The organism is Sutcliffiella deserti, from assembly GCF_020037475.1.
Taxonomy (GTDB): domain Bacteria; phylum Bacillota; class Bacilli; order Bacillales; family Bacillaceae_I; genus Sutcliffiella_A; species Sutcliffiella_A deserti.
This window is the reverse complement of sequence record NZ_JAIQDB010000006.1, coordinates 83,078-95,875: the sequence shown is the minus strand read 5'-3', so window position 1 is coordinate 95,875 and position 12,798 is coordinate 83,078. Positions and strand designations below refer to the sequence as shown.

14 protein-coding genes are annotated in these 12,798 nt (G+C 37.9%); 7 read left to right on the top strand and 7 right to left on the bottom strand.

Annotated elements, in window-relative coordinates:
• Positions 1 to 27: 27 nt before the first annotated feature.
• Together K9B36_RS12075 and K9B36_RS12070 are read left to right on the top strand one after the other, a co-directional pair.
• Entirely contained in the window at positions 28 to 519 is a 492-nt protein-coding gene (locus K9B36_RS12075) for a CBO0543 family protein (RefSeq protein WP_223702363.1), read from the top strand.
• Positions 520 to 779: 260 nt separating this feature from the next.
• The gene (locus K9B36_RS12070) at positions 780 to 1,640 is read left to right on the top strand and encodes a GNAT family N-acetyltransferase (protein WP_223702361.1); all 861 of its coding nucleotides are present in this window, start codon (positions 780 to 782) and stop codon (positions 1,638 to 1,640) included.
• A gap of 54 nt (positions 1,641 to 1,694) precedes the next feature.
• Here K9B36_RS12070 and K9B36_RS12065 read toward each other — a convergent pair whose 3' ends face one another.
• From K9B36_RS12065 to K9B36_RS12055, 3 genes are all read right to left on the bottom strand, one after another.
• Entirely contained in the window at positions 1,695 to 2,642 is a 948-nt protein-coding gene (locus K9B36_RS12065; protein ID WP_223702359.1) for an alpha/beta hydrolase, read from the bottom strand.
• 61 nt (positions 2,643 to 2,703) lie between these two features.
• Positions 2,704 to 3,192, bottom strand: coding sequence for a hypothetical protein (locus K9B36_RS12060; RefSeq protein ID WP_223702358.1), 489 nt, complete (start codon positions 3,190 to 3,192; stop codon positions 2,704 to 2,706).
• 291 nt (positions 3,193 to 3,483) lie between these two features.
• Complete coding sequence (locus K9B36_RS12055; protein WP_223702356.1) at positions 3,484 to 4,110, bottom strand: nitroreductase family protein; 627 nt, start codon at positions 4,108 to 4,110, stop codon at positions 3,484 to 3,486.
• Positions 4,111 to 4,606: 496 nt separating this feature from the next.
• Here K9B36_RS12055 and K9B36_RS12050 point away from each other — a divergent pair, with 496 nt between their 5' ends.
• The 3 genes from K9B36_RS12050 (at position 4,607) to K9B36_RS12040 (ending at position 7,344) form a co-directional block, all read left to right on the top strand.
• Positions 4,607 to 6,088: a lipase family alpha/beta hydrolase gene (locus K9B36_RS12050; RefSeq protein ID WP_223702354.1), complete on the top strand. Its 1,482-nt coding sequence runs from the start codon at positions 4,607 to 4,609 to the stop codon at positions 6,086 to 6,088.
• Between the two features lie 127 nt (positions 6,089 to 6,215).
• Entirely contained in the window at positions 6,216 to 6,731 is a 516-nt protein-coding gene (locus K9B36_RS12045; protein ID WP_223702352.1) for a CBO0543 family protein, read from the top strand.
• 97 nt (positions 6,732 to 6,828) lie between these two features.
• On the top strand, positions 6,829 to 7,344 hold the full coding sequence (locus tag K9B36_RS12040; protein WP_223702350.1) for a CBO0543 family protein: 516 nt from the start codon (positions 6,829 to 6,831) through the stop codon (positions 7,342 to 7,344).
• A gap of 153 nt (positions 7,345 to 7,497) precedes the next feature.
• On the opposite strand, the gene K9B36_RS12035 is transcribed toward K9B36_RS12040, so the two are convergent.
• Entirely contained in the window at positions 7,498 to 8,175 is a 678-nt protein-coding gene (locus tag K9B36_RS12035) for a hypothetical protein (protein ID WP_223702348.1), read from the bottom strand.
• 634 nt (positions 8,176 to 8,809) lie between these two features.
• On the opposite strand from K9B36_RS12035, the gene K9B36_RS12025 reads away from it, so the two are divergent.
• The gene (locus K9B36_RS12025; RefSeq protein ID WP_223702471.1) at positions 8,810 to 9,454 is read left to right on the top strand and encodes an HD domain-containing protein; all 645 of its coding nucleotides are present in this window, start codon (positions 8,810 to 8,812) and stop codon (positions 9,452 to 9,454) included.
• 117 nt (positions 9,455 to 9,571) lie between these two features.
• Here K9B36_RS12025 and K9B36_RS12020 read toward each other — a convergent pair whose 3' ends face one another.
• On the bottom strand, positions 9,572 to 10,327 hold the full coding sequence (locus K9B36_RS12020) for a nucleotidyltransferase domain-containing protein (RefSeq protein WP_223702347.1): 756 nt from the start codon (positions 10,325 to 10,327) through the stop codon (positions 9,572 to 9,574).
• 36 nt (positions 10,328 to 10,363) lie between these two features.
• Entirely contained in the window at positions 10,364 to 10,831 is a 468-nt protein-coding gene (locus K9B36_RS12015) for an NUDIX hydrolase (RefSeq protein ID WP_223702346.1), read from the bottom strand.
• Positions 10,832 to 11,098: 267 nt separating this feature from the next.
• Here K9B36_RS12015 and K9B36_RS12010 point away from each other — a divergent pair, with 267 nt between their 5' ends.
• On the top strand, positions 11,099 to 11,809 hold the full coding sequence (locus K9B36_RS12010) for a DUF459 domain-containing protein (RefSeq protein ID WP_223702345.1): 711 nt from the start codon (positions 11,099 to 11,101) through the stop codon (positions 11,807 to 11,809).
• A 24-nt stretch (positions 11,810 to 11,833) separates the two neighbouring features.
• Here K9B36_RS12010 and K9B36_RS12005 read toward each other — a convergent pair whose 3' ends face one another.
• The gene (locus tag K9B36_RS12005; protein WP_223702344.1) at positions 11,834 to 12,709 is read right to left on the bottom strand and encodes a GNAT family N-acetyltransferase; all 876 of its coding nucleotides are present in this window, start codon (positions 12,707 to 12,709) and stop codon (positions 11,834 to 11,836) included.
• Positions 12,710 to 12,798: the final 89 nt, after the last annotated feature.

Below are 12,798 nucleotides of genomic sequence, written 5' to 3'. Positions count from 1 at the left end.
CCCTTATTAAATGGAGGTGTAAAGCAAATGGCTAAAAAATCTCAGGTAACCTTCCTATCCTTAATTACATTAATAGCACTAATCTTATTACCGTTCGCTATTGTAAAGCGATCTTTTAAAGATTGGATCATCGTGTATCTTGTAAGTATTATCGGTAACTCTCTAGCTGATAGGTTTTTAGTCTCTAAAGGATATTTAAAATACAACATCAGACCATTCCCAAAGAAATTCACCATTCACTTGCCTTTTGATTATATTCACTATCCCTTGTTATTACTTTACTACAATCAATGGACCCTAAACAGCAAACCGTTTGTTATCCTGTTAAAAGCATTTCCATTCATCGTACCTCAAGTAATTTTTGAAACCTATGCAGCTAAAAAGACTGACTTAATTACATGGAGGAAGGGTTGGACTTGGTATCACACCGCGATTAGTTTATTGGTTAAGCTTTTATTGTGCCGATCCATTATCGCAGTGATCAGGAAAATAAATAAAGGTGAGCTTTCAACTCTATAAACATTCAATCCTTTTTTAAATATTTTTTGCTGTAGTAGTAACCCTACGAAGATACTTGCAGAATTGGAGGAATACCTGTTTTGATGCTCTTAAATGGAATCCACTTACTCCATTTAAGAGCATTTTTTGTCCACTTCATTATCATAAGCATTCTTCTTTCTACCTATCAATCTTTTAATATATTCCTTTTTTATCGTAATAATCATTTATAATAAGTAGTGATACTAGCATAGTAGCCTATGATTGATGGAGGTACTAAGATGAATAAATTAATTAGACTGTTGAGTAGAGAGGATTCTCGTTACTTTGAAGACATGGACACGGGAGTAGAAGATGATTATGTAAGCCGGATTTTTGAAAGACTTACAACTGGGGATCACCGCTTATTTGGGCTATTTGTAGATAATAGATTAGTTAGTATTGGAGGGTATTCACTATTTGCCAAGCGTTATGCCATGCTAGGCAGGTTAAGGACAGACCGCCGATTCAGAGGGAATAATTTTTCCACAATATTAACTGAGCATATAATGAAGGAAGCTTTTAAAGTTAGCGGAGTCCAATGGGTTGGATCCAACACCCAGGAGGATAACTTACCTGCCCGTAAGGTCCTTGAAAAACTTGGATTATCTCTTGCACTTGTTTCTTATGGTGCGATAACAAATGATACTTCTGCTCTTGAATCCGGTTCAAAACCATGGCAGCGGATACACTCTCCTGAACGAAAGAAAGAGTGGATCAAAGAAGTTTATGTGAAACCATCATTGGTTTTTCCATATGAATGCTATTATTCCTTTCCAGCGTCAGATGATTTATTTCACGAACAGGAATTAGAGAAATGGTCCTTTTATGAAAATGAAGAACAATCACGATTCCTAATCACTAAACACGACCAAAAGGGACACCATTACTTACATGCTGTCTACCCTTGGAACGACCTCTTTTCACAAAAAGGATTATGGGAAACCATCTCGCACGATTACAAAACCTTGAAAAAGCAAACGGGTGAAGACGACACTTACATATGGATGGATTTGACAAAGGAGGCCGTTAAATCTTTACCATCTAGCCATAAATTCGACTTACCATCTCCTTGGTTCTTATATGGGGTGGATAAAAAATAATCAAAAAAGGTGCCTGTCAAGAAGAATAGAAGCATTCTAACAGGCACCTTCGCTTTAATTTTCTATACTTTTATCGATAAATTCCTTCAAACGATCTTGATATTCCGCTGTAGCCACTGTGTAGGATTTAACATGTCCAGCACCTGGCAAAGTCCACAATGTTACCTCCCCACCTGCAGCTTCGGCAATTTCATAAGCCATCGAGGTTGGAACTAGCTCGTCCGCTTCTCCGTGCACAATAAATAAAGGACGACTATTTTTTGCGGCTTGTTCTATCGCAGACGCCTCACCGAAAGTAAAGCCGGATCTTATCTTGGTAATCCCGCTCGTAACCTGGATAATCGGAAAGGATGGCAGATTGTATAAATGCTGCAACTGGTAGGATAAAATATCATCAGCAGATGTATAGCCACTGTCAGCAATAATTCCTTTTACCTGTGGAGGCAGTTCTTCCCCACTTGCCATCAGTACAGTAGCCGCGCCCATGGAAATTCCGTGAAGAAATATATCGCTGCTCCCTTCTTCCATTAGCTTCTGTATCCAATCCTGAAAGTCCAGCCTGTCATGCCATCCAAAGCCGATATAATCTCCTTGGCTTTCTCCATGGCCGCGAGAATCGGGAATTAATATATCAAACCCCTGTTCATAGTAGAACTGAATAAAATTCTTCATATCTTCGCGTTGACTTCGAAATCCATGTGCAAGAATGACAGCTTTACCACTTGACTCTTCATTTTTCAGAAAGTCCGCTTCTAGTAAAAGGTCGTCATAGGAATCTATCGTGACTGTAGCAAATGTTTGTTGATCGTACCAATCCGACGCCCCTTCAATTATTTGACCGTTCACTTCATTTGAACTAACCGGAATTGCCACTTCCTCCCGATGAAGCTCTACTTCTGTGCCTCGCTTCACGGCTTCTCCATAAAAATAATCCCCAGCTACCGCCAATAATATCACTGCTAGTACAACGAAACCGATTGTTAACTTAATGAATTTTTTCAATTGCTTCTCTCCGTTCTGTTAAGGCAGACAATTATAGATATATCCTCTATGCTCTCAAGAATCAGAATTTATTTCCCTCTGATGCGCCCGATTCAGGAGCTATATTCTTACTATCAGTCTTATTTCTATGTAATGCATTAAAGCCTTCTGTCCGCAATATAGGAATCTTGTATTTTCGGGCAAGGCCAAGTAAGTCTATTAAAATTGTTTCCGGTTCAAACTGGATCAGACGAATGTTAAATCCTTTTGCCACTTTAATTTGAGCCCCTGTTCTGAGCCAACCTTCACGCTTAAACTTTATCTGTACTATTTCATTGAAAGGGATTACTTTAGTAAAAACCGGGATGCTGAATAGCATAATCTGATACGTTATCTGACCATCTTCTATTCTAAGTTTATAATGCATTAATATTGCTAGGAAGATAAAAATCAAAAACAAGATCTTGATGCTAAAGATAACATAAGAGGTAACTGGCGTGGATAAAGACAATACTATCCATGCTAGTAAAAACATCAAGTACTGGCTTTGGGACTTTGCTTTATAGGTCAACTCTACAACTCCTCCATTATTGGTATACTTATTTTACCATTAAAATAAGCATCTACAATATAAAAAACTCACTCTAGACCACCACAGAGTGAGTTTATCTTTTGGCTCTGTTAAAGTTGTATGGTACTACTGACGCTATCCTAGCGATGATTGGAGCAAAAGGCGGAGACTCCAACGGGGAGATAGCGGTAGTTGGAGACCCCGCAGGCGCAACCGAGGAGGCTCCAGCACCGCCCCGTGGAACGCGTAGTCTTTTGCGGAAATCAACAGCGGCGTTAAACAGCCTATCTTTTAAAAAGTTTCGTACGTTACCACTTCATCAAGCGGAAGACGGAGGGTACCGTGTGCTTCTACAGCAGCTTTCCCGATAGAAATTAGCATAACAGGTATATAACGTTTGGGAACATTAAATTCCTTTATAAACGCAGAACGATCGAATCCGCCCATTGGAACAGAATCGTAGTCTTTATCTTTTGCCGCCAGCATTAATTGCATCGCTGCTAAAGAGCTGTTCATAACCGCTTCGTCGCGAGCTAACTGATTGCTTGTGTAAGCTGCATTTATCTGGCCGATTAGGGTATCTTTCACCGCGGGAGGCATAAAGCCTTTATTTACAACTTCCCCATATACTTTTTCCGCATTTAAGTTCGCTTCCAAATCACCAAGGATTGCAATGGTAACAGAGCTATCGACAATTTGTTGTTGATTATATCCGATAGGTAGCAGCTTTTGTTTTTGCGTTTCCGATTGAACTACAAGAAACTTCCAATGTTGAAGATTCCAAGAAGATGGAGCCGTTATAGTTGCTTGTAGTATAGCATCCAAGTCTGCTTGCGGCATTTCGTATTGCTTATATTTCCGTACAGAATGACGTTCTTCCATTACATCAATTGCTGACTTTTGATTAGTTATTGCCATGGAGAATCTCTCCTTCTTCTAGTTGATTTTTCACATCTACTATTTTAATCATACATATATCTTGATGTCAAAATGTTTGCCTTTGAGATAAATGGAAGAATTAGGCTTGCGATGAAGTTTCCTCCTTGTGGTTTAATTAGGCTCTTTTCTTAAATATTGTTGCTGCGAGTCCGTAAATAATCGGCATTTGGATTTTTTACTGTCCCATCTTCACAAATTTAAGAGTAATTTTCTTAATTAAACAGGAAAAGATCACGACAGCAACGATTGTAACGGGTTGTACTAACTTATGTAAGAAGCAACCATCAATGAGATAAAGCCTTTAACTAAACGGTTAAGGTAGGTATAGAGCTAATACCACAACTTTTCTCCCAATCCTATTTCTTCATTCCTCCTACCATTTTCTCATTTTTCAAAAAACACTTCTTAAATGGCACCGCTTTACTATAGGATAGATGGGGAGAAGATCTCCTATTCTAAGGAATGGAGTGTTGTGATGAAAAGGTTGGTGTTAGTCTTGCTTATTATGCTGCTTGTTGTCCCGGTTTCGGTTAATGCAGGTTCTATTGGCGGGAAGGATAATCCAGGTGGTGTTCCTGGTCAATGGTATGTCGGGGATGCTCCTAGTTTTATTGACCCCAATCTGCCTCCGATTGTTTTTGTTCATGGAATCAACAGTTCCTCCAAGACGTGGTGGGAAAATAACGACATGTATCAGACAGCCTTAAATAATGGCTTTCAAACCGCCTTCATCGATGTGCACCCAGATAAAAACATGTGGGATAACGGATCTATAATTAACACCAAAATCCGCGAAATTTACAACCATTTTGGTCAAAAGAAACTGGTTATTGTTAGTCACAGTAAAGGTGGCATCGATTCACAAAATGCCCTTGTACATTATGGTGCCCATCCTTATGTCTCAAACCTCATTACATTATCCACCCCTCATTACGGCTCACAGTTAGCCGATCTCGCCTATAGTGGTTGGGCAAGCTGGCTTTCCGGTATTCTTGGCAGCAAAAATGATGCAACCTACTCGCTTCAAACAGGATACATGAATAGTTATCGTACTCAAACTGACCAAAACATTAACCGTTCCCGCAACCCTGTTTATACATTGGCAGGCACTAGCTGGGGAAGCTTTGGATCCTCACTCTATTGGGGAGGGCTCTATCTCAGATCATATGGAACTAATGACGGGGCAGTAACTGTTGCAAATTCCCGACTCCCATACAGTACTGAGGTACGTGTAAGTAACTGGAATCACACCACTGTTCGGGAAGGTCGTACATTCCAATATTTTCGACCATTTTTAACCACCAGCCAAACCCAAGGCTTTGCCCTAAGCGAAGTTAGTGCCACTATGGAGCCAATAGAAGACGAACCAACCAATATTACCGCGCTTCACCGTGGTGGAGAGTATAAAGTACAGGCAAAAGAAGTTTTCTCTGTTGAAGAAAATGTCCAAAAGCTCGAGCTTGATTGGTTAAGCGATAAACACACGAAAGATATTGAAGTGATAAGCCCTTCCGGCGTTGTTTATAATAACTTTCAGCATGCAGTGGACAAGGAAATCTTTAAAGGAGGACATCATCATACCTTCCAGATCCCTAACCCTGAATATGGCAACTGGACTGTAAAAGCGAAGAAAGACAGTGCAGCGTACCTTATGACGGTTGCTTTCAATACAGATTTAAACGACGAAATTGTACTAGAAGAAGCAACCTACGAACTAAAGAACAAAGGAAACAAGGTCAAAGATTTTAATGTCGATGTTAAAATCAATAAAGATGGAAAAGCACAGGCTACTTTCGGCATGAAAGTTGCAAAGAAAGGTAAGGTTTCTGTGAACTTTAAGGAAGAAGGCGTCTACACCATTACAATGGATGTAAAAGGTAAAACGAAAAACGGCAACGACTTTGAACGGACCATTGTAAAATCGGTTTATATAGATAAGGATGGAAAGAGGTACTGATAGAAAAAAGCTAGTAGCCTTGCAGTGTTACCTGCAAGTCCCTAGCTTTTTTTCTTTGGCACTGCATAATAAAATAGTACTTTCATGACAATAATAACCATTAATAACTAGTAGAGGACATACCTTCATGTACTTAATTTCTGTAGTAGTGCTTTATTTTATAATCGCTAAACTTTTCATCGATTGGAGTAGATGGAAGGAATTCTATCCTACAGTTCAATTTTATATAATTTGCAATTTGCTTTATAATTTCATTTTCTATCATCACTCATTATGGAAATATCATTCCATTACATTCCCTTGGCTAAAGCATACAATAATCGACCTTACCTTCACATTTGGAATCTACCCGGTAGTTATCATGCTCTTTTTACAATACTTCCCGAATCAAAGAAGCATGAAATTTTTATATATCGCTGCTTGGGTATTATATTACATTTTGTTAGAGTTCTTTTTTGAAAAAAAGGGATTATTCGTGCATGAAAATGGTTGGAATTTATGGTGGTCTACCCTGTTTAATCTGATTTCGTTTTGTATCCTTCGTCTTCATCACAGGAATCAGTTAGTCGCTATCCTGCTATCCATTCCTATAATTACTATTCTTTTATTCTTCTTTCATCCAACCTTGCAGCAATTAAAATAAAACGAGTCTAAAATAATGATTCTTCGGACCTATCAGGAATTTGTCTAAAACACGCTTATTATGGAAACAATAACATAAAAACAAATGAGGATTAATGATGTATTTAATCGTAGTTATAGTGGTTTATATAATCTTTGCCAAGATATTTATTGATTGGAACAGATGGAAAGAGTTTTATCCCACTGTACAATATTATATTATTTTTAATTTACTCTATAATTTCCTATTCTATCAACATACTTTATGGAGGTATAAAGCTGTCACGATTTCTTGGCTTAACCACACTTTTATTGACCTTGCCTTCACATTTTTTATTGTTCCAGTTGTTTTAATGCTCTACTTGCAGTATTTCCCAAAGAGTCAAACAAAGATATTTTTTTATTTTTGGCTTTGGGTAGGATATTTCACGTTTCTAGAGTTTATCTTTGAAAAAAAAGGATTATTCGTTTATGAAAATGATTGGCATTTAGGGTGGTCCACCTTATTTAATGTTATCACGTTTATTATCATTCGACTTCATTATAAAAATGCTTTACTTGGAATTTTGGTTTCCCTTCCAATTATCGCGATTCTCTTGTTCTTGTTTCATCCATCTCTACAGGATTTAAAATAGCAGGTGATAATGTGGATACTCTATCTACTCCTATCTTTTTTATACTTCTCCTAAGCACCTATTTGAGCATGGGGCTTTATTTATATAGCCGTAAGAGAACCAAAAAATAAAATAATAAACAAAATTGGGAACAGTACATGTACACTGTTCCCCCTAACCGACCTCCCTGCTTTTCACTTCGCTTACCACCCAGTTATCTACTTCTGCGTTGTACGTTATCACAAAAGAGTACTCTCTATTTCCCCTAAGTTGACTTTCACGCGATTGTACAATTTGATAGGTAGAATCCTCTAATATCCTCAATTCAAATTCTTGATCCGGATCAAGCCATACAGGTGGCTCAGTGGCTATAATTCTCAAGTTCCCATTTTCTACTCGATAAAAATAATCGAGATAACTTTCCGCCAACTCCTCTGCCATTCTCGTTTTATAATGAGCTAAAAGTTCTTCCTTTGAATCATAATTTTCCACTATTCCCTCTGCAGTTTTCTCTACTTGGAAAGTATTTTTATAATCCTCTAACACTGTTTGCGCTTCTTCTTTTGTTAAAGTTCTCTGGTTATCCTCATTTTCTTCCTCTTCTTTTGAATGATTGTTTTCAATGGGTGGAACTTCTTCTTTTTTCTTCGAGTCTTTATCTCCCACTACACTAGAATCGGTTTCATTATTTTCCACTTCGTCCACGTCGTTTTGCTTGGCTGCTTGATCGTTTACGACCTCATTAGTTTCTTGATTCTGATTTCCTTGGGTTTCATTTGATGTGTCATCCATAGAACATCCTGCCATAAACATTACCGCTAGAGGCAGGACCATTAAGCTTTTTATAACCATACTATTTGCCCCCTTCTATAATCCTCTTATTTTCCTTTTTCACTCTTCGGACTTGTTTAAACTTATAGCTAGAAAACTTTGAGTCTTTTCTAGGCTCTGTTAAAGTTGTATATTGATAATAACGCTATTCTAGCGAAGATTGGAGCAAAAGGCGGAGACTCCAACGGGAGATAGCGGTAGACTGGAGACCCCGCAGGCGCAGCCGAGGAGGCTCTAGCACCGCCCCGTGGAACGCGGAGCCTTTTGCGGAAATCAACAGCGGCGTTTCACATAGCCTTAAAATATATAGAGGGTGGTGAGTAAATTGAAAATAATTACCCTATGCGGTTCTACTAGATTCAAAAAGCAATTTGAACAAGCGGACAGGTTCTTAACAAAGCAAGGCAATATTATTTTAAGCGTAGGATTTTTCGAAAAAAGCGATTATGAGGAGATTACCGTTGAGGAGACGGAGCAGCTTGGAAAGTTGCATTTTAAGAAAATTGATATGTCGGATGAGATATTTGTCATTAATGTGAATGGCTATATCGGGGAAAGCACTTCAAAGGAAATTGCTTATGCTAAGAAAAAAGGACTGCGAATTCGTTATTTTTCGGAAGAATTCGATACAGATGCAGGCCACTTTGATTTGGATATAACGAGAATCCTCGATGTACTAAAGCTTGCTGAAAAATTGAAATACGAGCTTCGTCATAGCTGGCTTTCCAATGGCCGGCAGGAAAGCGTAGCAGAACATACATGGCGCGTTTCGTTGATGGCTATTTTAATAAGCCCTTATCTTAAAATGAAATCCGTTAACATGGAAAAGCTTCTAAAAATGATTATAATTCACGATTTAATAGAAGCGGAAGCTGGAGATGTCCCTGCTTTTGACGCTTTGAATAAAGAAGAAATCCGGGCACTAAAGCTTCAAAAAGAAAAGGCAGCAATTGAGAACTTAAAGACACTTATTGGTGGCACAGTTGGTGAAGAAATATATCAGCTTTTCTTCGAATTTGAGGAAAAGCAGACCTTTGAAGCGAAGGTAGCCAATGCGCTGGATAAGCTAGAGGCTCAGATCCAGCATAACGAAGCGGACATAACTACATGGATTGAAATCGAACAGGATATGTGCTTTTTGATGGATAAGCATGTCTCTTTTGACACGTTCTTTCTAGAGTTAAAAAATGCTATAGAACACCATGCTCAGCAAAAGTTAGCTGAAGCTGGGTTCAATGTAGAAGAGATAAAAACTCGTGTGAAAAGCGGCGGTTTGATGAAGGAAGCGACTGGTAAATAAGGGCTTCCTCTCTCATTTTTCATGTCTTTCTCGAATTTTGAAGTTGCACCGCTTCCCTAGCCAATTGGGTATGAGGTTGGTTAAACGTTTAGACGAAACATCAGGAAAGCCTCCTTTCTAGTCAGATTCTTGACTTTCCTTGCCTCCAACTTCACATCGCTTCCCTAACGAAAACCCATTAAATAACCTTCCTCCATACGGTTTCAATTTTTGATCAACTAGTATAATTATTTTGGTCTTCTCACCATTTCGATAAAAATGATCAAATGCTTTCACGAATTCTTTCGTAAACTCCTCATCATAGTGGTTCAGTGAACGGACAAGCCATTTGGAAGTACCAATCCATCTATTATTTGTTCTGAGTACAAATTCACTCAGAAGATCACCAAGTGTATTTGCAATGAATATTTCTTCCGCTCTATTCTTACATCCGATAAAATCATCCAAGGCATCCGTAAGAAAGTATCGTTTAATTTTTATCGTTTCTTCTGACCATTTTTCTGGACCTTTTTCCAATAATGCTTCTGCTTCTATTTTTATAGATTGTATTATCCCTTCATCTTTCAAAACAATGCCTTCTGAAACCATTCTCGGCATGGAAGGTCTAGCCCTCTGAACATCATTTTCGAAAAATTCCTTATAGGAAACTAAGTTATGTACAAACACTTCTATATTCCAGCCCAGATCAACCAAAGACTCTCTATAGGAGACAACAAATTCCTTATCGAAAATGACAATATCCAAGTCGGAGTTTTCTGTTGCTTCCCCCCTAACCACACTTCCCGCCAACAGAGCACCTTGGCAAGACGGATATCGCTTTTGCACAAACTGACTCGCCGCCTTCAGTGGTTCTAATTTTTTCAACGTATTCACCTCTTATTTTCTACGAGTACTGATTGTCGCTTGTTGTTACGCAATAATAGGTTTTTCTTTATCTGATAAAAAGTCATCGAAAAAGATTTTATGGTCGGTAAATAATTTATCTGGTAATGCGTCAATGAAATAGAACTCATTTTTCAACGATTCTTCATTTGTTTGGATTAATTCGCCTTTAAAGTCCTTACAAGTAAAGATTACTTGTAGCATCGCTACTTGGTCTCCATTTGAAAAAGTTTTGTCATAATCGGCGCCTGAATAAATCCCAAATAAACCTAGTTCCCCAAGCTGCAAACCTGTTTCTTCCAACACTTCTCTTCTAGCCGTTTCCTGTACAGACTCTCCTAACTCCATAAAGCCACCAGGCAACCCCCAAGTTTCGTTATCGGAGCGAAGTTGTAAAAGCAATCGGTTGTTAGAATCAAAGACAAAGGCACCTGCCACTACCATTATTACTTTTTCTTTTCCGACCATTGATCGTAGATGTTCAATGTAATCCATCAGTGAACCTCCTAGTATATTTTTATTGGACTAACCTTTAATTGAGTTAATAATTAAATTTCATTCCGCTTCTCCTTTTGTTATAGGCAATACCCTCTTGAGCCACTTCTCTTAATCCTAAGTGCTTCTACCCTTGTACATTGCATCATTAGTGGCCTGTTGTATTTTTTCGAGAATCATCCTCTATAAATATATTAGATAGTATCATTGTAAACTGTTTTATTTTCTTAAATACAGGGAACCCCTCTTATCAGGGAGGTTTCCAACATGAAGAAAATTATCATCTCTGTAATAGCCTCGACAGTATTAGTTGTTATAGGATTGTACTCAGTAAATTGGGTTCAAAGCAATAAGATTTCCTCTGTTCAAACGGAAAGAATAATTGCGTTGGGAGATTCTTTAACCTACGGAATTGGTGATCAATCGGGAAATGGATATGTAGAAAATTTAGAACAGCATTTAAAAGAAAAGAAGAAAACAAACATTCTCGTTGAAAATTATGGTATTCCTGGTCAAAAGACGAACGGGTTATTAAAGCAAGTAAAACAACTCAATATAGTAGGCAGTTTGGAAAATGTTGATTATTTTATTATTTTTATTGGTACGAATGATTTGATCGAAAGTAACGGCGGCGATCTAACCGAACTTGATTACGCGAAATTAGCAGACGGACAGGATGATTTTGAAGAGAACTTAAATGAAATTTTAACTATCATTCGGGCAGAGAACAATGATGCTCCTCTTCTGTTTTTGGGCCTGTATAATCCTTATCCTAATTCACAGAAAATCGAAGAAATAATTTTAGAATGGAACGAGCGTAGCAAAACAATTATAGCTAATTACGAGAATAGTAAGTTCATACCAACCAACGATCTTTTTCATAAAAAGTCGAGCGATTACTTTAGTGATGCACTTCATCCCAATAAAAAAGGCTATGACTTACTTACTGAAAAAATAATTGAAGCATACGATTTCTGATAAAGAAGTTCTTGCTACAACTATTCACCCCAACTTCTTGCGAAAAAAACATAAATCATGAACCTGGTCAAAGCCCATTTTCCTGTATAAGTTTATCGCTTTCTGATTAGTAGAGTTAACACAAAGTGTGACAGAATAAATTTTATTAAAAGTAAATATCCACTGTAAGGCGATAGTCAACAATTGAGCTCCAATTCCATTTCCTCTGTGGAGCTCATTTACTGCAAAAAATTCAATACTTGCTTCACCAAACTCTGGCTCAACCTCCACATAAATATAACCTGACAACTCGTTCTGCTCTTCTGTTATAAAAAGTTTATGATGATTGTTTAATCTTTCTATAATCTGCTTCCCACTATAATAGGTAGACGGAAAGGTTGTGTCATGAAGAAGTTCAAATTCAGCATAGTATGAAGCAGATATTTCTTGAAATACTGTACTTTGGACCAGGCTAAAATTTTCTTTCTTTACCTTTAATATCGTTTGGTCACTATGGTGGTTAAATCCCATGTTTCTTGCAAGATCAATGCATGCATGATTTTTTTTATTAGGAAACATGTAAAGTTCGTCTATCTTTTCTGGTAATAAGCCTTTCATTGCCTCCCACATTTCTGGTGCAAAACCCCATTTTTCTAGCTTAAGGAAAGGCCCCCATACTTCTCCGCTCTTATTCTCCAAATCACCATCAAAACCAAGAACACCTATCAATTCATCTTCCGCATATGCGAGTATAAAACTTTCCCAATAAGGAACATCCGTTACATCGTCCTTAAGGGAGCTAGCGATTTCCTTCCCTTCCATTCCACAGTATCCTATATGACTCTCTGCTGCTTGATTTAGCTGAGAAATGAAATTCGCAGCAAGTTCTAGGTCATTCTCGTTCATTTTCCTTATTTGCATCATAAGCCCTCCTGTTTCAGTTGTAATATTCTGCATTTATTATGTCGAATTCCCATAATCATAACACAATATTCTGAATTCGAACTACA

Excerpts from the sequence above, each read along its gene's own strand:
- K9B36_RS12075 (WP_223702363.1), top strand. The coding sequence starts at position 28 with ATGGCTAAAAAATCTCAGGTAACCTTCCTATCCTTAATTACATTAATA.
- K9B36_RS12070 (WP_223702361.1), top strand. The coding sequence starts at position 780 with ATGAATAAATTAATTAGACTGTTGAGTAGAGAGGATTCTCGTTACTTT.
- K9B36_RS12055 (WP_223702356.1), bottom strand. The coding sequence starts at position 4,110 with ATGGCAATAACTAATCAAAAGTCAGCAATTGATGTAATGGAAGAACGT.
- K9B36_RS12050 (WP_223702354.1), top strand. The coding sequence starts at position 4,607 with ATGAAAAGGTTGGTGTTAGTCTTGCTTATTATGCTGCTTGTTGTCCCG.
- K9B36_RS12045 (WP_223702352.1), top strand. The coding sequence starts at position 6,216 with ATGTACTTAATTTCTGTAGTAGTGCTTTATTTTATAATCGCTAAACTT.
- K9B36_RS12040 (WP_223702350.1), top strand. The coding sequence starts at position 6,829 with ATGTATTTAATCGTAGTTATAGTGGTTTATATAATCTTTGCCAAGATA.
- K9B36_RS12035 (WP_223702348.1), bottom strand. The coding sequence starts at position 8,175 with ATGGTTATAAAAAGCTTAATGGTCCTGCCTCTAGCGGTAATGTTTATG.
- K9B36_RS12015 (WP_223702346.1), bottom strand. The coding sequence starts at position 10,831 with ATGGATTACATTGAACATCTACGATCAATGGTCGGAAAAGAAAAAGTA.
- K9B36_RS12010 (WP_223702345.1), top strand. The coding sequence starts at position 11,099 with ATGAAGAAAATTATCATCTCTGTAATAGCCTCGACAGTATTAGTTGTT.
- K9B36_RS12005 (WP_223702344.1), bottom strand. The coding sequence starts at position 12,709 with ATGCAAATAAGGAAAATGAACGAGAATGACCTAGAACTTGCTGCGAAT.